Raw genomic sequence first — 19,224 nt, forward strand, 5'->3', positions numbered from 1 at the left:
GCCACCAGGAGCACAGCCATGGTGATGTGAAAGCCGCGCTCGTTTCTCTGGAGAAACTTGCGGAGTTGAGCGGCGTCAGCAAGACGATGATCGGGCAGATTGAAAGAGGGGCTGTTGAAATCGAAGGGGGAGGCTCGTTAGGCTCCGGTGCTCATCAGGAGGGAACGGAAGAGTTTTTGACGGTTTTTTCCGGGGAGCTGGCAGTCGAGATCAAAGGAGAGACGTATACGTTGCGGGCTGGCGATTCGCTTCGCTTCAAGGCAGACAGGCCGCACAGCTATCGCAACGAGGGAGCGGAGCTGGTTCGCGTGAGCATGGTCATCTACTATCCGGGGTGATCTTTTGCAACGGATGGACGAGGAGCGAAAGAGGGCTGATCATAGAAAAAAGAGCAGGCCGACGGGCGGCACTGCTCTTTTTATGTCCAGACGATTAACGGCTGTAGAACTCAACGATCAGAACTTCGTTGATTTCGGAAGGCATTTCTTCACGGTCTGGGAGACGAGTGTAAGTACCTTCAGCAGCAGCATCGTTGAATGTTACGTAGTTTGGCAGGAAGTTGCGAGCTTCCAAAGAGTCCTTGATCAGTTGCAGACCACGGGACTTTTCACGGATGGAAATCACATCACCCGGTTGAACACGGTAAGATGGGATGTTCACTTTTTTGCCGTTTACCAGGAAGTGGCCATGGTTTACCAGCTGACGAGCAGCAGGGCGAGTTGGAGCGAAGCCCATGCGGTATACCAGGTTGTCCAGGCGGGATTCCAGCAATTTCATGAAGTTTTCACCGACTACGCCAGCCATTTTGCTAGCTTGGTCGAAAGTGCGGCGGAATTGTTTTTCGTTAAGGCCAAACATGTGGCGCAGTTTTTGCTTTTCTTGCAACTGGATTCCGTACTCGGACAGTTTACGACGGTTGTTGTGACCGTGTTGGCCCGGAGGGAAGTTGCGCTTGATGTCTTTTCCTGTACCGTCGAGGGAGATGCCCAGACGACGAGCCAGTTTGTGGCGAGGTCCTGTGTAACGTGACATGTATTCAGTCTCCTTTAAATTGGATTCGTAGGTGTTTACTTCCGGCAGGTTAGTTCCTACTTTATCTACACGAACTTCGGACGGTAGCGTTTCCGCATCGTGCTCCTCACAGATATTCAGCCGCAGTCTGTAAAGGGAGGGAACTAAGAAGGTGTATCCTTCCGTTTTTACCTACAATCAATGCTACCCTGTACACATACACTTAATCATACTAGGCGAGGTGTGGGGAAGTCAAGTGAAAAGACATGCGAAAAGACATGCGCCATCCTATAAGAGCGATGGCACAAAAGTCTTATTAGTCGCGGAGGGCGGCTGACAGAGACTCCGGGGTGCCGCGTTTTTCCAAAAAGCGCGTGAACGTAATGGCCGCATCCGCACGCGATACGGCTGCTTGTGGCGCAAACGTCGTCTTTTCCGCAGGCACGATGCCCATGGCCGTCGCGATAATAATCGAAGCACGGTGCTTGGCGTTTGCGATATCCGTGAACGACGACTGGAACATGCCAGGGTAGTCGGTCAGCTTGTTGTAGCCAAGCGCCCGAACGATCATGTCGGCCAATTCATCGCGCGTAATCGCTTGATCAGGATTCAGTGCAGACGCGTTTTTGTCCAAAAGGCCGCGGTCTACAGCACCTTCGACAGCGGAGAAGAAGCGGGAGCCGTTTGCCACGTCGCTGTAAGTCGCCTTTCTTTCGGCGGAGTACACCGGGTATTGCTGGCCCTGGTTCAGGCTGATCATCAGCATCTCGATCATTTCGCCGCGAGTGATCGGTTTTTGCGGCAAAATTTTGCCATCTTCCAGAGAGAGGGCGTCGTATTCGTACATCAAAAGCAGTTCCTTTTCAGCGGGATGATCTTTGAGATCAAGCGGTGCCTGGCGATGCAGGTTGATCGCTTTTCCAGATGCAGTCGAGTGCCACTCGCCTGACGTCGCATCGAGGTAGTAAGGCTGCTCGAACGGCGTTGCAGTCACGCGATAGACAAGCTTCGCAGTTCGTTTCGGAATGTAGGACGGCTGATTCTGCACTTTCTTGTTGTCTTCCTCGCTGAGCGGTTCAAGGGCATAAACCGCTTCTGCCTCCGATTCTTTCCACCAGGACTGGACAGCTTCTTCCGCAGACAAGTGCTTTGGTACTTTCGTCGGATAAGTTTCGCCGCCGAAATCAGCGTTGTAGGACAAAAGTTCGCCTGTTTCCGAGTCGTACGTAAGGTAGGCAGAACCGCTGGCTGCGGCGACACCGTCGATATAGCGTTCAAACGAGATGCGGAAGCGGTCGGAGTTATACGGTTCTACTTCTGCTTCACTCTCGCCACGATCAAGCAAAAACAACTGGTGTGCTGAAGTAGGCGTCCACTTGCGCACGGTTTCCATCGCCGCCTCCGTCAGCTTTTTCGCATCGGCAGTCTTTCCGGATTTTTCCCCGTCTTTTCGCACAGGCCGATCTTTGCTGTACGAATAAATGTCTCCTGTTACGGCGTCGAATGAGACAAATACGTAGCCGTCGCCTTCCTTGCCTTTTTGGGCGTATTCAAGATTCCAGATCGCGCGGTTGGCCTGGTAATCTCTTTCGTTATAGTTGGCGGAACGAAGCTCGTAATTGGCGAGGTCAAACGTCTTTTCCGCCCACTTGACCGCTTCGTCCTGGCTCAGTACCCCGCCGGAGCGGCGCGGAGAGAGCGGTTTGCTGCTGACGGCGACAGGCTCCTTCAACTCGCTGCGGGGAGTGAGGGATGAAGTGTTCAAGGCTTTGCCGCTTTTGGCGTCGATGTAGAAAGCAAACGGATTGTTATAAGCGAGTGAGACGCTGTTTTTTTCAGAACCGGAACGATTCCAGGGCAAAAGGTAAGCAAGCTGCGGGTCTGCCTGTTCCTGGAAAAGCTTTTCCGCTTCCTCCAAAGAAATCGCCTGGTCAGGCTTTTCGAATTTCACCTCGTTCCACGACAAGGAAAATTGATTGACGACCCCTGAGCCGTTTACTGTGATGTCTGCTCCGTTATCCGGGAACAGAACATCATCCACCACGCGGACAAAGCGGAATGTATAGGAAGCATCGGCATTGAGCGGCGTTTTTTGCTCCGGCGTCTCGCGCAGGTAGAGGCGAGTTTCGGCAGCCTTGCCCGGATTGTGCTTTTTCAAAAACTGCTCGGCGGCAGTGCGGGCATCTTCATAGGACACTCTTTTGGCGTAAGGCAGGTTGCTGCTGCTTTGATCGTAATAGGAGTAAGAGGTCAACTCGCCAGTGTTGGCATGGATGCTGACGCTGTACGACAGAAGCGTTTGCTCATTTTTCGAGTCCTTTTTTGTCCAGCTGAACGACCACTCCGGGAAGGCGCGCCAGCTGTCAGAGGAGCGAAACGACACGTTTGTCAGTGTGAGCCCGCTGGTCGGAACCACTTTTGCCGCAAGAGTAAGCGCCGCTTCTTTGGACAGCTTTACTTTGCTTGCCGCCGCCAGCAGAGTGCTGTCAGCTGGATTGGCAGCGACTATTTTGCCTGTAGCGGCTGCAGGTGTTTGGGCATATGCTTGTGCTGCGGGAAGCAGCAGGCTTGCTGTCAATACGAATGAGCTGGATCGAATTATCCAAGGCTTCATGAAAATTCCCCCCACGATGTTAATATCATTTGCTTTACAACCTCTGACGAGAGGAAGAGTGGAATCGTTTCATCTGGAAACGAGAAAAAAGAGAGCGCATTTGCGAAAAAGCAAGAAACATAGGAATTTTGTACCAAATGTTAACGGATGAAACTAGAATTGTGAACAACCATCTTATATAATAAGTAGTACTATCCATCCTACAATTGAAAAAGACAGTTTCGACTGTTCCAATGACCGCAACGGGTCATCTGCATGTTTTGAAAATAACCCCGCTCTGTTTTGTGCTTGGCAGGCGATGCAGGGCGGTTTCCACAGAAAAGGGGCTATTGCGTTTTGGAAACCATCATGTACCTCGTTCGTCATGGAGAGACAAAGTGGAATCAGATTCGGCGTATTCAAGGACACAGCGACATCGCTTTGAACGAGCTGGGCATGCGGCAGGCCGAGCTGGTAGCCGGAAGGTTCCGAAGCGAGACGATTCACGCAGTTTATTCCAGTGATTTAAGCCGGGCACGTGACACGGCAGCAAAAATAGCGGAAAACTTCTCGTTTTCCGTCGGGGCGCATCCGACTTTGCGGGAGCGCTGCTACGGACAATGGGAGGGGCTCACCTACGAGGAAATCCGCGAGCGTTTTGAGAGTCAGGATGAGGCTTCGTGTGGAATTGAAACTTTCGAAGACATGCAGCGGCGCGCGGTTGCTGCTCTCAGCGAGCTGGCAGCGAAGCATCCGAATGAAGCGATTGTCGTGGTTTCTCATGGCGGCCTGATCAACAGCTTTTTGCATTACGTAACAGCAGGGGAGCAAGGAACTGGCATCACGCGGATCGACAACACCGGGATATCCGTTTTCCGCTACGTCGATCGCAGGTGGGAAGTGCTCCAGGTAAATGATACTGACCATTTGGAAGCTTGAGAAAATGCTGAGAGAGGGAGTTTCTCGTGTCAAGTAAAATGTTGGGGAAGTTAGAGACGGTCTTTTCCTACACGGCCCATTTTATCTTACAATCTTGGCCGGAAAAGCGCCCAGGCATCCTTTTCTTGACAGATTCCGGGGGCCGCATAATCAACTTCATGGACATGCATGATAGTCAATCTGGAAGCTCTCTGTCCGACGCTGCACGCCATTACATGCAGACACAAGAAGTCTGCGATTATGTATCGGAAGCGTTGAGCACGAAAGAGATTGTCGTCAAGACGAAGAGAGAGAACACGCTGGTCTGCGGAGCTTTTCCGCTGAAGGAGCTGGACGGGAGCGTGCGGGCTGTCATTGGCATGCTCATTCCACAGCGAGAGATCGATTTCGATCTGCGTGCTTACATGCGCGGACTGGAGCCGCTCATCCGCATGGGATACGATGCGTACATCCAGCACGCCACCGGCCAGATTGTCACGGATTTGACCCTGCATGACACCGCGCGGGATTTGCTCGGCAGCTTGACGAGACAAATCAGTCACATCATTTCCAAGGGTCATTGCTCGGCAGTGAAGCTGTCCGAGGACGGGGTGCTGATTCCCCAGGAGATCGTCACCACGCAAGAAGCTGAACCCGGGCAGGCTCACATCCACCAGCTGGTCTCGCGGGTAGGCAATACGCCTGTGACGTCTTCGGTTCTCGACGATCACCGGGTAATCGTCGTTCCGGTGAGCCTCAATGACATCCCGCTCTATGCGCTGTTTATGCACCTGCCGCCCGAGGAAAAGGATTGCGTCTACGATGTGCGGGATATCGCCTTTTTGCAGGAGGTGGCGGAAAAGTCGAGCTGCGCTCTCTGGCGGGCGATCATGTCCGACGATTTGCGCCGTGAAGCCAGCAAAAAAGATTTGTTGTACCAGCTCATGTCCAAAATCCAGGCGTCGATTGATGTCAATGACGTTTTGCACGAAATCGTCACCAGCATTCCCAGCTTGTACCCGTATTTCTCCGTCGAGCTGTTCCTGACGGTAGAGCCGAATGCCACTACGCCCGTCAAGCAGCTGTCATTCCAGGAAGTGGAGCCGTCCACCAGCACAAAAGCGTACCTGGAAGGGCGCTTGATCGCGGAAGAAGTGGGAGAAGGCGATCAGCGGGTGACTGTCATTGCCGCTCCGCTCCTCGGCAAGCAAGGCATCTACGGCGTTTTGCAGGTGACTTCGGAACAGCCGATTTCGTTGAGCCAGCACGAGAAGGACTACATTTCCATTTTGGCAGATACAGCGGGCACTGCGTTCGAGAACGCCCAACTGTATCAGCAATCGCGCAATCTCATTCGTGAACTGCGTCTCATTAATGAAATGGCGCGACAGCTTAATAAAAGTCTTGATTTAAAGGAAATTCTAGATTTTGTCACAGAAATGATGCAGGCGACCTTTGATGCGGAGTTTTGTGCGATTCTCCGCAAACAGCCAGGGGAAGACAAATTCGACGTCCTCTCTTCATCTGTTCCCGCCTTTAACGGCACAGTCGTCAACGCATTGGAAAAGCCGTTTCAGCAAATCATGCAGAGCAAGCAAACGCTGCTTTTGGCTCAGCCAGGGACAGGTCCGCTGCCATTTTCGCTGTTTTCCTGCTGCTCGCTCATGGGAGTTCCGCTCGTCGTTGAGGGTGAGATTAGCGGAGTGCTTTTAGTCGCAGATTCCCGCTATCATTTTTTTAGTTTTGACGACTACAAGCTGCTCGAAATTTTTGGCCAACACGCAAGTCTTGCCATGACCAATGCCGTTTTGCACAATGAGATGGAACGGATGGTCATTACCGACAACTTGACGGGACTTTTCACCAGGCGGTATTTGAATGAGCGAGTCAGGGCTTCGCTTGAAAAAGACAGCTACGGCTCGTTGATTTTGATTGATATCGACTATTTTAAGACGGTTAACGATACGTTTGGTCACCAGGTAGGCGACGAAGTGCTGATCCAGGTGTCCGACCTCATTCGCCACAGCATCAGAGACAGCGATATCGCTGCGCGTTGGGGCGGGGAGGAGCTTGCGGTTTACCTGCCGCGCGTTGACAAAGCGACCGCCCACTCTGTTGCCGAGCGCATCAGGGAATGTGTGGAGCAGGAAACTTCTCCGCGCGTGACCATCTCGTGCGGTCTGGCCAAATGGAACCGGGAGCTGGATGTGAATCTGAGCGTCGAAGCCTTATTCCATCAAGCAGATATCGCGTTGTACGAAGCGAAAAATTCTGGTCGAAACCAAGTTGTTCTCGCCTAGAGCCAAATAAATGGCTCTTTTCTCTTTTTCGGAAAAAAATCGGACAAACTTGAGAGGCAGATGGAGGAATTGGCAATGGACATGCGTGAATGGCACACCAAGGCGACACAAATCACGCCGGATATTTACTGTCTGGAAATCCCGACTCCCTTCAATGTCGGAGCGGTTAACGTCTATCTGATAAAAGGCGAGAAGCTGACCTTGATCGATGTGGGGCCGAAGACAGACGAGGCATGGCAGGCGCTCACAGAAGGGCTGCAAGCGGCTGGCGTCTCTGTGGAAGAGATTGAGCAGATCGTGCTGACCCATCATCACGTTGACCATTGCGGGCAATTGGAAAAAGTGAGGAAAAAGTCAGGGGCGTTGACACTGGCGCATCCGCAGGCAGCGCCGTACGTCGAGCTGGATGCGGAGTTCATGGATTTTCACGATCAGTTCTTTTTGCAGCTGTACAAAAAAAGCGGCGTGCCAAGCGACAAGCTGATCATCATCGAGAAGTTCCACAAATTGATGACGACTTTTTCCGAGCCAAGCCAGATTGACTTGAAGCTCAAGCATGAACAACAAGTGCCGCATCTTCCGGAATGGCAGGTTCTCTACACGCCGGGGCACAGCCAGAGCCATCTGTCCTTGTACCGGGAGCGGGATCGCACGATGATCGGCGGAGATCACATTATCGGACATATTTCGTCCAATGCCTTTATTGAGCCACCGCGGGATCGTTCGGGTGCGCGTCCGCTGACACTCGTTCAGTACCGGACGGCTTTGCAGATGTGCGCGGACATGGAGATCGAACAGGTGCTGGCGGGTCATGGCGAGATCGTCCGGAACCACCGCGAGCTGATTTCCTCTCGCCTGCAAAAAAACTGGAGCCGGACCGACACATTGCGCAGCCTGCTTGCTGACAAGGAATTGACGGCGTATGAACTGACGACGCTGCTGTTTCCGGCTATTTATGAAAAAGAGCTGCCGCTGACGCTTTCCGAGACGCTCGGGCATATCGATTTGCTGATGATCTTGCATCAGATCGAGGTGCGCGAACAAGACGGGGTCTTGTACTATCACCTGTAGCCTGACGGATTCCTGGCATTGGCGAAACAAGCAGAATAAGCCTATTCCTCCCCGGAAACGATAAAAGGGACAATTACCCTGCAACCACCTGGAAGTGGCATAATCCGGGGTAGCCGAGGGAGGAACCAGATGCGCAAGTATTGGACCATGTGCCTTTTGACCATCGCGTGCACCGCTTTGACAGGCTGTAATCAAATGGGCGTCAAGCAAGACCCCCATTCAGCTTTTGAACAGGTGCGCGATCAGTTTGCGGCGCAGAACTCGTACGCGTTTTACGGAAGGACAAAGCTTTTGACAGCGAACAGCGCCAATGCCAACATGGTGAACTTCTCCGGGCGAAAAGACGGGGAAGCGGTGTATATGAACGTGAAGTTTTCCGTTCCAGAACAGCAGCGAGTGGAGACTTTGTCGTTGCTCTCCGAAGGAAGCGAGCTGTACGCCAAACAAGGCCAGGAAGAAAAATGGAAGCCTGTCCCGGGCGAAGGAGTTGCTTTGCGGCAGGAGATGAACAACTGGAGTCCGCCATTTTGCTTTCAGCAAATGGACGAGCTGAAAAAAAGCGTCCGCCAGCTGCCCGATGAAAATCCGCAGGACGATCTCGAAGCAATCGGTGTGACGCTGGATTCGCTCAAACTGAAAGAATGGCTGGCTGCGCAAATGAAGGAACAAGCCGGGGCTGGCTCGCGGATTCAGTCCGCAGCGGGCCCTTTCGCCTCCCACAAGCCAAGGGTCAAGCTGGCGATGCAGCTGTCAGACGGAAACTGGACGAGAGCGGCTGCGCCTGGGGCTGGTGTCTCGATTCAGGCGAAACAAGCACAGGCGCAGGACGTGAAGGCGATGGTCGATCAGATGGATGTGGAAGCGGAGTACACGATTTACTACAACAAGAAGACGATGCTGCCTACCAACATGACGATGTCGATTCGCTCCGCATACGATTTGAACGACCAGCGGGTAAAAGAGCACTCCCAGGTAGAAACGTATTTGCAAAATTACGGTCGGGCCAAGCCGGTGCCAACTGCGGCAGAAGGCGGCAAATAAGCAGCAGAAGAAAGAGACGCTCACCTTCCATGTCTGCGGGCAAGGGAGCGTCTTTTTTTCTGTGAGTCGTGAGGCAGCTTTTTTCCAAAGCTGCCCGCGTCTGCAAAAAGCGAGGTGTTTGCGGCTGCTTTTGACTGTTTGAATAAAGCCTGTTGCCCATGTCTGGTACACGGGGCAATTTTCCAATCGGAGAAGTAACGCTTTCGGGCTGTTGTCCGTCTTTATTGTTTGCGAGGAGCCGGGCCGGATTGTTCCCCGCTTTTTTCGCAGACGGTCTTTATTCCTAGGAGGAATAGTGGAAAACTTTGTCGAACTTACAACAGGTCTATCTTTTTGCGTCGAATCATCCGTACAATAGAAAAGATGTCCGTTGAAAATCGAGTGTCTACTGCGACCGCTACTCTTTTGGCTATGGTCGCTTTCCGGTTTTGCCACAGCCGGGGTGTAAAGGGGATGAAATTCAGCGATGGATCAGACGAAAATGCGTATTTTGTCCGCAGCCGCCAAACTGTTTGACACGTATGGCTACAAAGGGACATCCGTTAGACAAATCGCTGCCGAGGCACAAGTAAATTCCGCGTTGATTTCTTATCACTTCCAGGGCAAGCAGGGAGTGCTGGAGACCTTGATCGCTTCCTACTTCGAGACGCTGTTTCGTTTATTGGAGGAGCAGGAAACGATGCAGGAGCACGTCTCTGCCATTCAACGACTTGAACAGGTGATTCAGCTGTATTTGCGTTTTCAGATGGAACACGCGCCGATCACGAGGCTGATTCATCGGGAACTGAGTGTCGAGTCGATGCTTGCCCGTGAAGTGATGACACTTTACATGAGCCGCTGGAAGCACGGCCTTTCGAGGGTGCTGGAAGGCGGAGTCGCAGCGGGTGATTTTTTGCCCGTATCCATTGATCGTATAGTGCTGGCCGTAAGCAGCCAGATGATATATCCGTTTTTACAACCGCAGATGGTTCGGCAGGTTTATGACCTGGAGCCGTTTTCCGAGGAGTTCGCCAGGTGGCTGCAAGATTCCATCATGCGTTTTTTGCATGGGATTTTGCTGCCGGCATAAGGTGCGCCCTCTCCCATGAATTTACTTTTTAAGGGGATGTTTGACAAGTGAAACGAAAACTGTTCCTGCTCTGTCTGGCAGGCATGTTGCTATATACGAATCCGGCTTACGCCACGCCTTTTCCTGACAAAAAAGAGGAAGTTGTGCAGGACGCCGACAACTACTTGAAAAAAGAAGAGAAGGCGAACTTTGCGAAGTCGATGCAAAATCTGCCTGGCAGCTACAAAGTTGTCGTAGTGGAAAGCACAGCACCGGAAGCAGAATCCCCTGACATGTACGCGCAGAAGCTGTTTGACAATTACAATTTGGCTGATGACGCGATGATGGTCGTCCTGGACTACAACACCGAACAGCTCGGGATGTATGCAGGGCCAGCCTTGCAGGCCAAAGGCGCATCGATGGAAATGCTGCATGAAAAAATGACGTCGTACTACGAACCATTCCGCAATCAGAAGCAGTATTTGAACGGCATCCAGACTTTGATCGGGGAAGTAAACCGGGAACTGAGCCGCATCTCGGACAAGCAGGCTGCCGCTCCTGCGGGTGCAACCGATGCGAAAGCACAGGAACAGACGGAGGAAAAAGACGGACTTGGCGGCATCCCGTGGTGGATTTACGCGATCGGAGCTGTCTTTGCGGCTTTGTCAATCGGACTGGTTTACGCCATGATTCGCCGCCGCTCGATCTTTAAATTAGTCGACGACGTAGAAGATTGGAAGGATGAGCTGATAGAGAAAATCAATGTCATCGAAGTGGAAAAGCCGCTGCGCCGCTCCAGCGGAATGACAGAGGTGCGCTATCACCACCTGGCAGACAAAAAGGAAAACTTGCTGCGCATCCGCATCCCCGATGTGGAGATGATGATTCTCGATGCGGAAGAAGCGTGCGACCGCTTCCGGTTTTCGCTGGCGCTCGGCATGCTCGATGAAGCGCGCGAGACGCTGAACCAGATCGAGGATGAACTGAACGAGCTGAAGGAAGACACCTCAAAAGTCGCGATTACCAAACAGGAGAACAAAGTTGTCATCCCGGAAATCGGCAAGCAAGTGGAGCAGATGGAGCGCCGCTTGTCCGATTTGCGTCTGGAATACGGCTTGTCGTTTCACGAGCTGAAAGCATCGCTGGATGAGGTCGAGACGATGCGAAGCCTGGTGAAAACGGCGCGGGCGGCAGGCGACGATATCGCTGCCTACGATACGACGATCAAGGCACAGCAGCTGCTGGAACGCGTAGGGCAGACGATGGAGCAACTCCCGACGTTGGTGCATCGCGTGAAAAAGGCGATGCCGGAGGAGTTCAAGCAGCTGGAGGACGGAATCAGCCAAGCGACGCGCGACGGCTTTGACTTGAAGCAGGACGCGCTGGATAAGGCGCTGCTGCAGGCAAAGCAATTGCTTTCGTCCGCGAAAAGCGCACTGGAAGAAGGCAATTTGGAGATGGTCTTGACTCACTCCAAAGCTTTCGATGTATTGCTGGACGCTACTTATCAAGGAATTGAAGAAGGAGTAATGGCCAAGCACGAGGCTGCGGCGGCTTCCGCTTCCGCACAGGTTCTGGAGCAGCCGCTTGCAGATGAGTGGAGCGAGAGCGAGGAAGAAGCAGCCGGAAGAGAGCATGCCCCTGTGACTGACAAAGAACGCGAAGTCAGCGATGCAGAAGTGGCAGCGATCATCGAGCAGGCTGCACAAGTATGGAATCAGGCGAGCAAAGACGAGCATGCGCCTGTGATCCACAAGCCAGAGCCAAAAGAGTTCGTGCATGAAGCGCCAAAAGCGGCAGTATACGATCAGGAGCAAGCTGACGAGACTTTTGCGGAAGCGGCGCCGATTGCAACTGCAACACGCGACCAGTTGAGCGAAGCGGAACGGGCTGTGCTGCTGCAAGCACTCAAGAAGCCTGCCAACTCGGAAAAAGCGACTTCGGTTCATGCTCCGCCGACCAAGCCGAGCCGTGACGTCGAGGAAGAGACGGAGTACGAGCTGGTGATTCCGAAAACCCAGGCTGAGCCGCAGCCAGTCTATGAAGAGGAAGTCCAGGAGCAAGCTTATTTGCTGATCGAGACAGAGGACGATGCTCTCGACGAGCTGGAGCGGATTTCGAGTACATTGGTACGCGTGCGCCAGCAAATCAAGCGAAGCTACCTGCCTGGCATTCCCGATCATTTGAAGTACATGTTTGAAGAAGTCGTGCAAACTTTGGGACGGATCAAGATGATCATGGAGCAGTATCGCTACGATTTGGAGGAAGTGGCGATTTTGGTTCAGGATGCGCACGAGCTGGTCGTGGAGACAGAGCGAATGGCGGAGCAAATTATTTCGACTTGCCAGCTGGCGGAAGGAGCTATCCAGTACACCAACCGCTACCGCCGCCAAAACAGGCATGTCAACGAACTGCTGACAAAAGCGGAGCAATCATTCCGACAGCTCGCTTTCGCGGAAGCATACCAACTGGCGGAGGAAGCGCGTCTTGTCATCGAAGGCGCTCCAGCCGAGGAAGACAATCGCTGGCTTTTGCGCAGAAAGAAAAAGGGGTGAGCCAGCCGTGAAGCTCCTTCCCTTTTTCCTGATAGCCGCAGGGGTGCTTGTCATGCTTCAGCCCCGAACGAAAAGATGGCAAAGTCGGATGAACCACTATTTCCGGGGCAATGAAAAGCGGGTGAAGCAAAGGGCGAACACATTCTTTTTGCTCGGCCTGGCCTTTGTTTTAGCAGGCTTTGCCTACTTGTTCCGGATGGCAGCCTAACCTAGCATTTTCCATAAAAAACACCTGATCGCAGGCGGAATGCGCTCCGTACGCGACAGGTGTTTTTTTGTGCAAAAAAAAGAAGCATCGCTCACGAGGGCGATGCTCCATCTAGGGAAGATAAAGGGAGTAAAGGTCTGATAACCAGCACCTTACAACTAGGGGGGAGTAAGGTGCTGATCACTCTTTCGCAAAAAAGAGTACCTGCTTGCTAGTTTCCCCGATTTGTCTTCCCCTAAACGTTATTCTCGCAAAAAAATTCCAAAGCTTCTTCCGCACTGTGCGTACCTGCGGAATGTCCCGATGAAAAGGCGATAGTAATGTTGTAGCCTCCGGTATGGGCGTGAACATCCATGACTTCCCCAGCGAAGTACAAGCCATCCATCAGCTTCGAACGCATCGTCCGCGGGTCGATTTCCTTGACGCTGACTCCGCCGCCCGTAATGAAAGCTTCTTCTAAGGAAAGCGTACCTGTGATTGTCAGTGGAAATGCTTTGATGATGCCGGCAAAGCTTGCCCAATCTTGTTTTTTCATATGGCTGTACGTCGTGTCTTCCGAGATGCCGGAAAGCGACAGCAGCAAGGGGATAATCCGTTCAGGCAAGTAGCCTTTCAGCACGTTTTTGACCGCTTTTTTCGGTTGCTCCTCCAAAAGCTGCCAGCTTTCCGCGTTGATCTCGTCTTTGCTTTTCGCTGGCATCAGATCGAGCGTGAGCGACAGCGGGATCGCGCCGTATTTGCGTTGGCTGGTAGAAACATAGTGTCCCATCCGCAGCGAGGCTGGTCCAGACAGCCCGAAATGGGTAAAAATCATGTCGCCTTCCTGCGTGTTAATCTTTTTGCCGTTCGGGGCGTACAACGTCATCGTCACATCGCGCAGAGACAGTCCTTGAAGCGTTTTGTCGCGAATGAACGAATCGTTTGCGGTCAGCGGCACTTCTGTAGGATACAAGTCCGTCACCGTATGTCCGGCAGCCTTGGCCCAGGCGTATCCGTCTCCCGTCGAGCCTGTCTGGGGAACCGAGCAGCCGCCTACCGCGATAATGACGCAAGGGGCTGAGAGCTTTTCGCCCGTTTGCAGCAAGATGCCAGCCGTTCTGCCGTTTTCATAGAGCACTTCCTGGACGGGAGAGTTCAGCCGGATGGTGACATTTTGCCGCTTTAAAAGGTCAATGAGCGCCTGCGCTACAGTAACCGCCTTGTCCGTCACAGGAAACATTCGCCCGCGATCTTCTTCCTTCAGGGCGACTCCCAAGCCCTCGAAAAATTGCATGATTTCCCGATTGCCGAATTGCGTCAGAGCGCTATACATAAAACGGCCATTGCCTGGCATTTGCTTGATCAGCTCGTCCTGTTCCTTGGCGTTGGTGACATTGCAGCGGCCGCCGCCAGAAATGATCAGCTTGCGCCCGAGCTTCCCGCCTTTTTCTACCAGGCAGACACGCGCTCCCTGACTCGAAGCCGCAACAGCGGACATCAGCCCGGAAGGCCCGCCGCCGATAATGATGACATCAAAATCGTACTGTGATCGATTCATTTCGTTTTCGTCCTTAGTTATGGTGTAGGGTGAGGCATCCCCCATTTTACCACAACACCTGCTCTCTCGCCCAAAAGAGAGCGAAGGGAACCGCGGGCGTAGAAGGGGGATGCCTGTGCGTCAGGCGAGAATGTCTGCGAGCGGCTTTTTCGTAAGCACGTAGCGGACGATTGTCTCATCGCGGACGATATCCGTCACCATGTATCCTTTGGCAAAATACGTCGTGAGCAACTCGCCGGTTTGCTTGCGCCAAAGAGCGGCTACACTCATGTCTGCCTGCTTCACCTGCTGGAAGAAGGCAGGGACGGGCAAGAGCAGGACAGACTCTTCCCGATCGGTCGCCAGAGCAACAGGGGTCGGGATGCCATCCGTGATCTCATAGTGTAAAATATTTGGAGCGCCGTCATAGGACAGTCGCGGTGCTCCGTTTGCTTGGCGGGCTTCTACCCGTCCGCTGTCGATGAACCATTCCACGAGAAAACGGTCGGTCGGCAAGCCGCGGTTGAAGTCGTCATCGAGGTCGCCGTAGCAATTGGGCAAGTACGTGCGGACGATCCCGCCGAGCTTGACGATGTTCAGCACGCCATTCACTGTTTCCAGCGGATCGTACGTCCAGGTAATCTTGGAATGGCCCATCGCTTTTGCTTCGTCCTTTTGCAGCCACTTCATCTGCACGCCAAGTCCCTGCTTGCGGTATTCGGGCAAAAAGCCCAGCATGTGCGAACAGAGATGCGTCTCCCCGTTGGTGTAGCCTGGGAAGCTGTATAAAAACCCGATCATTTCGTCTCCGTCAAACGCCCCGAGAAACAGTCCGCCAAATTTGTGCATAGTCAGCGTCATGTGGTACGGAATGGCAGAAGCAGGGTCCCATATTTTCCCTTCCATCGCTTCCAACTGCTCAATTTCGCTCGTTTCCGTCAATCTTCGCAACGTGATCGCCATTTCTTTTTTCCCCCTATCCAATTCGTATTTTTACTTCATTCGGACAGAAGGCGGCACATTCCTGCTTGTGAACGGTTGCATCCAAAATCAGCCTCACGGATAATAGGAGAGATAGACAAACATCCGACAAGGGATGACAGGAGGCTTGACCACAATGGAAAACGACTTTCAACTGGAGCTGTGGAAACAGCTGACCCAAGCGCCGGGAGCACCCGGCTTCGAAGGTCCGGTTCGCGATATCATGCGGGAATACTTGGGTACATATACAAACGAGTTCGTATACGATAACCTCGGCAGTATGCTCGGCGTGATGCGCGGGGATGAAAACGGTCCGAAAATCATGGTGGCCGGACATATGGATGAAGTAGGGTTCATGGTGACGCGCATTTCGGAAAAAGGCTTTATTTCGTTTCAGACGTTGGGAGGCTGGTGGGGACAAGTCCTGCTCGCCCAGCGCGTTCAAATCATAACGGAAAAAGGCGCGGTGGAAGGCGTAATCAGCTCGATTCCTCCGCACGTGCTCAGTGAAGATCAGCGCAATCGCCCGATGGACATTCGCAATATGTACATCGATATCGGAGTCGATACGCGGGAAGAAGCCGAGCAGGCAGGCGTGCGTCCGGGTCAGCAGATCGTTCCGGTTTGCCCGCTCCAGGTCATGACCAACCCGCGCCGCGTCATGGCGAAAGCGTGGGACAACCGCTACGGGTGCAGCTTGGCTGTTGAGCTGGCAAAAGAACTGCATGAGCGGCCAGGACATCCGAACGTGGTGTATGTGGGAGCAACTGTTCAGGAAGAGCTGTCTGGCGGGCGCGGAGCGAAAACCGCAGCAGCCGTTATCGAGCCGGATTTGTTCCTAGCATTGGATGCCAGCCCGGCGACCGATATTCCCGGCGTGAAAGACGAAGGCGGAAAACTGGGCGGCGGTTTGCTGATGCGGATTTACGATCCGATGTACATGATGCCGCTCGGCTTGCGGGAACTGTTGATTTCTACATGCGAGCAGGAAAACATCCCGTACCAGATTTACATTGCCAAAGGTTATACAGACGCAGGGGTCGTGCAGCACCACGGAAAAGGAGTGCCGTCCGCCGTCATCGGAATCCCTTCCCGCTACATTCACAGCCATGCTTCGATCATCGATCGGGAAGACTACGAAGCGGCCAAGCGCCTCTTGTTCGCGATCGTGCGCAAGCTGGATCGGGTGACCTTTGAAGCGATTTTGCCGAGATAACGAGGGGAGGTGGCGCTTTTGAACGCAATTATTTTGTATACGAAGCGCCAAGGTCAGGCGACGTCTTACGAATTTAATGTTTTTGACAACCAGTTCGCAACGGAAAATCTCGCTGTCCGCAAAGTGCTGATGTCCATGCTGGAGTCCGTCCGCGACCGACTGACCGATTTGGAAGTGGAGTACAACGACAGCATGCTGGCAGAAAAGCTGGGAGCGAAGCGGGCGGGGGAAACTTTGCGCTTCCTCGGGGCGACGAGAGAGAACAGCAAGGAACATCTCAGCAACGGCATCGTCGTCAGCCGTTCTTTTCAAGCGCCGATGACTCCCGAGCGCTACGCGTATTTTTACGAACTGACAGACATCGCCCAACTATCGCATTACCGCCTGAAGGAAGGCGACGAAGACCGAATCGTGTTTTACTTCACACGCTATTTGCAGCTGATTGCCCCTGACGAACAGGCAAGCCAAAGCTTTTTGCAAAAGCTCGCGGAGTTCTCTCTGCCGTACAAGCTTGTGCCCATCAGTTGAACGAGACGGTGACGAGCCAAGCAAAACGGTCATGACTGTTTTGTTGACGCAAGCGGTTACATCCGATTTCATGAAAAAAGCCATTTCCTCTGCATCGGGGAAATGGCTTTTTCGTGTAGAAACAAAGCGGGAAGCTCTCAAGTAGAAGGGCGATTCGGCCCTTCCAGCTTCTTGTCTCCGTAGCCAGGGGCATCGTTTTGCACTGATTTGGGCTGACGATTGCGTTCCGCATCTTGCCCGTTTTGCTGCTGCTGCTGATTTTTTGACTGAGTCATTTTACGTCGCACCTTCCTTTCTTTTCGTGCTGGACTCGTTGGTCTGCGCCGGATTTTTGTAGCGCGGGATGGCATAGACGGCAAACAACCCGAGCAGTGCCGCCAGAAACAAGGTGACGATGCCGTAAGCTATCCACGGACTTCGGCTCGCCACTCCGCCGAGTTTTTCGACCATGGCGCCGCCAAGGCTTGTCCCGATGGCGGTTCCCACTCCGGAGACAAAGTTGGAGAAGCCGAAGTACGCTCCCAGCCACTCTTCTTTGGCAAAATGGGTAACGAGCGAATCCTGGACGGGCATGAACAGCATTTCACCGAGGATAAACAGGACGGCCGCGGCACTGAGCGTGGCAAAGTGATTGGCCCAGCCCATCGCGGTCAGTCCGGCCCCGAGCAAGGTCGTTCCGATGGCGAGTGCGATATACGGATTGATCCGCTGCAGAATAAAGCGTGAGATAAAGCCTTGCAGCAAAACGACACAGAGCGAGTTGATCGTCCAGACAAGGCCGATGAGCGTTGCGGAATGCAGTACATGCTCGCCGCGCAAAGGCAGGATCATGGTGAACTGCGCGTACAGCGCCCACATCAGCAAGGTAATTCCCGAGAACAGCAGGAAGCTGCGGTGCTTCAAAATATGCCGATATTCCGAGATCGGCGTGCGACGACAGTCAGGGCCGACACAGCGGTCATCCGGCAAGGAAAAGAACGTCAAAGCAGCGAGCAGGCCAAAAACGATGGCGGAGACGATAAACGGCTGCTGATGAATCGCCGTCATCCACGTAATCACCAGACCTGCTACGATAATCCCGCTGTGGGCGAGAATGCCCCGCCAGGAAAAGGCTGTCGTCCGCTGCGCTTCCGCCACTTCATCGGCAATCATCGCTTTGATCGTGGGGGCCAACAGTCCGAGCCCCAGCCCGTTCACCGTCGAGAACAACAGGAAAAACCCGTAATTCGCACTGTAATGGTAGCCGAGCATGGCACTGCCCTGAAGCAAGGCTCCCAGCGCTATGATCGCCCGTCTGCCCCACCGATCCGACATCGGCCCCCCGATCAGGCTGCCGATTTGATAGGCGATGCTGCCTGCCCCGAGAATGAAGCCCACCTGAGCCAGATGCAAGAGCCGCACCTTTTGCAAAAAAATCGGAAACACCGGGATGACCAAATACGAAGCCATGTGCATGAAAAAAACGAGCAGCAGCAAGATCAAATAAGGCTTGTTGCGCCAGAGTGCTCCCTGTGAGGCTGTCATAATCGCCTCCTCTAGTTGTTCAACATCCTTTCTAGTATGAGTGGAAAAGGTTTGTCTCTATGCAACAAAAATGGGCGAGCGTACAAATGTGCACGCGAGGCAGGCGGGTGTCCAATCCAACATTCATCCCGATACATATACCTATAGAGAAAAGGTGCCATGGGCGGTATGCCAGGTGCAATGGTTCGAGCTAGTGTGAAGGGGGGATCTCGCATGAAAGGTTTTGGTTTTTTTAACCAAGATGGCTTTGAAGTGGTGATCTGGATTATCGTGATCATCTTTCTCCTCTCCATATTCTTTGACGAAGGGATAGATTGAGATGAGCGCATATCGGCCAGTTCGCCGCCTGAACAATCACTACCGCTCCAATCAAGGCTTCAAAGCATGGATCAAGGCCAATGAGCAATGGTTCAAAGAAAATCCGGAAGTGTTCAAACAAGTGTTAAGCAATCCGAATATGGTCAATTTGTTTATGGATCTTATGGTGATGAACTCCCCGCGCATCCAAAAACGTCTGCGCAGATGGGGCAGGAACAAGCCATGAGTACCAGTGGCATGCTGCCGACATAAGCATGCCTTCTTTTTTTGGCGTTTGGCAGAGGGCATGCCGTGGCAAGAGAACAGATGACAGGGGCGGGAAGGCTTTTCGATCATAAAAACCAGACAAGCCGCGTAGGGATAAGCATACGTCATGCAGTCGGGAGGATGGGGGAT

Annotated in this window: 17 protein-coding genes; 11 read left to right on the forward strand and 6 right to left on the reverse strand. The window is 53.1% G+C overall.

Annotated elements, in window-relative coordinates:
* The first annotated feature begins 26 nt into the window (after nt 1–26).
* Nucleotides 27–338, forward strand: a complete 312-nt coding sequence (locus EDM60_RS10995; protein WP_233454102.1) for an XRE family transcriptional regulator — start codon at nt 27–29, stop codon at nt 336–338.
* Between the two features lie 94 nt (nt 339–432).
* On the opposite strand, the gene rpsD is transcribed toward EDM60_RS10995, so the two are convergent.
* Nucleotides 433–1,032, reverse strand: a complete 600-nt coding sequence (gene rpsD / locus EDM60_RS11000; RefSeq protein ID WP_063228128.1) for a 30S ribosomal protein S4 — start codon at nt 1,030–1,032, stop codon at nt 433–435.
* A gap of 295 nt (nt 1,033–1,327) precedes the next feature.
* Complete coding sequence (locus EDM60_RS11005; protein WP_122964021.1) at nt 1,328–3,625, reverse strand: S-layer homology domain-containing protein; 2,298 nt, start codon at nt 3,623–3,625, stop codon at nt 1,328–1,330.
* Between the two features lie 336 nt (nt 3,626–3,961).
* Between EDM60_RS11005 and EDM60_RS11010 the strand changes: the two genes are divergently transcribed.
* From EDM60_RS11010 to EDM60_RS11040, 7 genes are all read left to right on the forward strand, one after another.
* A complete protein-coding gene (locus EDM60_RS11010; protein ID WP_122964022.1) occupies nt 3,962–4,543 on the forward strand; it encodes a histidine phosphatase family protein in 582 nt (193 codons plus the stop codon).
* A gap of 38 nt (nt 4,544–4,581) precedes the next feature.
* Nucleotides 4,582–6,822 carry a sensor domain-containing diguanylate cyclase gene (locus EDM60_RS11015; protein WP_122964023.1) on the forward strand — a complete coding sequence of 747 codons (2,241 nt, stop codon included), beginning with the start codon at nt 4,582–4,584 and terminating at the stop codon, nt 6,820–6,822.
* A 75-nt stretch (nt 6,823–6,897) separates the two neighbouring features.
* Nucleotides 6,898–7,893: an MBL fold metallo-hydrolase gene (locus EDM60_RS11020; protein ID WP_122964024.1), complete on the forward strand. Its 996-nt coding sequence runs from the start codon at nt 6,898–6,900 to the stop codon at nt 7,891–7,893.
* A 129-nt stretch (nt 7,894–8,022) separates the two neighbouring features.
* Entirely contained in the window at nt 8,023–8,934 is a 912-nt protein-coding gene (locus EDM60_RS11025) for a DUF6612 family protein (protein ID WP_122964025.1), read from the forward strand.
* A gap of 466 nt (nt 8,935–9,400) precedes the next feature.
* Nucleotides 9,401–10,003 carry a forespore capture DNA-binding protein RefZ gene (gene refZ / locus EDM60_RS11030; protein ID WP_063228134.1) on the forward strand — a complete coding sequence of 201 codons (603 nt, stop codon included), beginning with the start codon at nt 9,401–9,403 and terminating at the stop codon, nt 10,001–10,003.
* Nucleotides 10,004–10,050: 47 nt separating this feature from the next.
* Nucleotides 10,051–12,537: a septation ring formation regulator EzrA gene (locus EDM60_RS11035; RefSeq protein WP_122964026.1), complete on the forward strand. Its 2,487-nt coding sequence runs from the start codon at nt 10,051–10,053 to the stop codon at nt 12,535–12,537.
* Between the two features lie 52 nt (nt 12,538–12,589).
* Nucleotides 12,590–12,745: a hypothetical protein gene (locus tag EDM60_RS11040; protein ID WP_174769207.1), complete on the forward strand. Its 156-nt coding sequence runs from the start codon at nt 12,590–12,592 to the stop codon at nt 12,743–12,745.
* A gap of 235 nt (nt 12,746–12,980) precedes the next feature.
* On the opposite strand, the gene EDM60_RS11045 is transcribed toward EDM60_RS11040, so the two are convergent.
* Both EDM60_RS11045 and EDM60_RS11050 read right to left on the reverse strand, forming a co-directional pair.
* The gene (locus EDM60_RS11045) at nt 12,981–14,282 is read right to left on the reverse strand and encodes a BaiN/RdsA family NAD(P)/FAD-dependent oxidoreductase (protein ID WP_122964028.1); all 1,302 of its coding nucleotides are present in this window, start codon (nt 14,280–14,282) and stop codon (nt 12,981–12,983) included.
* 120 nt (nt 14,283–14,402) lie between these two features.
* Nucleotides 14,403–15,224, reverse strand: coding sequence for a GNAT family N-acetyltransferase (locus EDM60_RS11050; protein WP_122964029.1), 822 nt, complete (start codon nt 15,222–15,224; stop codon nt 14,403–14,405).
* Nucleotides 15,225–15,378: 154 nt separating this feature from the next.
* On the opposite strand from EDM60_RS11050, the gene EDM60_RS11055 reads away from it, so the two are divergent.
* A complete protein-coding gene (locus tag EDM60_RS11055) occupies nt 15,379–16,458 on the forward strand; it encodes a M42 family metallopeptidase (protein WP_122964030.1) in 1,080 nt (359 codons plus the stop codon).
* Between the two features lie 18 nt (nt 16,459–16,476).
* A complete protein-coding gene (locus EDM60_RS11060; protein WP_122964031.1) occupies nt 16,477–16,986 on the forward strand; it encodes a hypothetical protein in 510 nt (169 codons plus the stop codon).
* Between the two features lie 137 nt (nt 16,987–17,123).
* Here EDM60_RS11060 and EDM60_RS28550 read toward each other — a convergent pair whose 3' ends face one another.
* On the reverse strand, nt 17,124–17,261 hold the full coding sequence (locus tag EDM60_RS28550; protein ID WP_167470277.1) for a hypothetical protein: 138 nt from the start codon (nt 17,259–17,261) through the stop codon (nt 17,124–17,126).
* Nucleotide 17,262: 1 nt separating this feature from the next.
* Nucleotides 17,263–18,510, reverse strand: a complete 1,248-nt coding sequence (locus tag EDM60_RS11065) for an MFS transporter (protein ID WP_122964032.1) — start codon at nt 18,508–18,510, stop codon at nt 17,263–17,265.
* Between the two features lie 319 nt (nt 18,511–18,829).
* Between EDM60_RS11065 and EDM60_RS11075 the strand changes: the two genes are divergently transcribed.
* Entirely contained in the window at nt 18,830–19,054 is a 225-nt protein-coding gene (locus EDM60_RS11075; protein ID WP_063228141.1) for a hypothetical protein, read from the forward strand.
* The last annotated feature ends 170 nt before the right edge of the window (nt 19,055–19,224 follow it).

The sequence above is a fragment of the Brevibacillus parabrevis genome (assembly GCF_003710905.1).
Taxonomy (GTDB): Bacteria; Bacillota; Bacilli; order Brevibacillales; family Brevibacillaceae; genus Brevibacillus; species Brevibacillus parabrevis.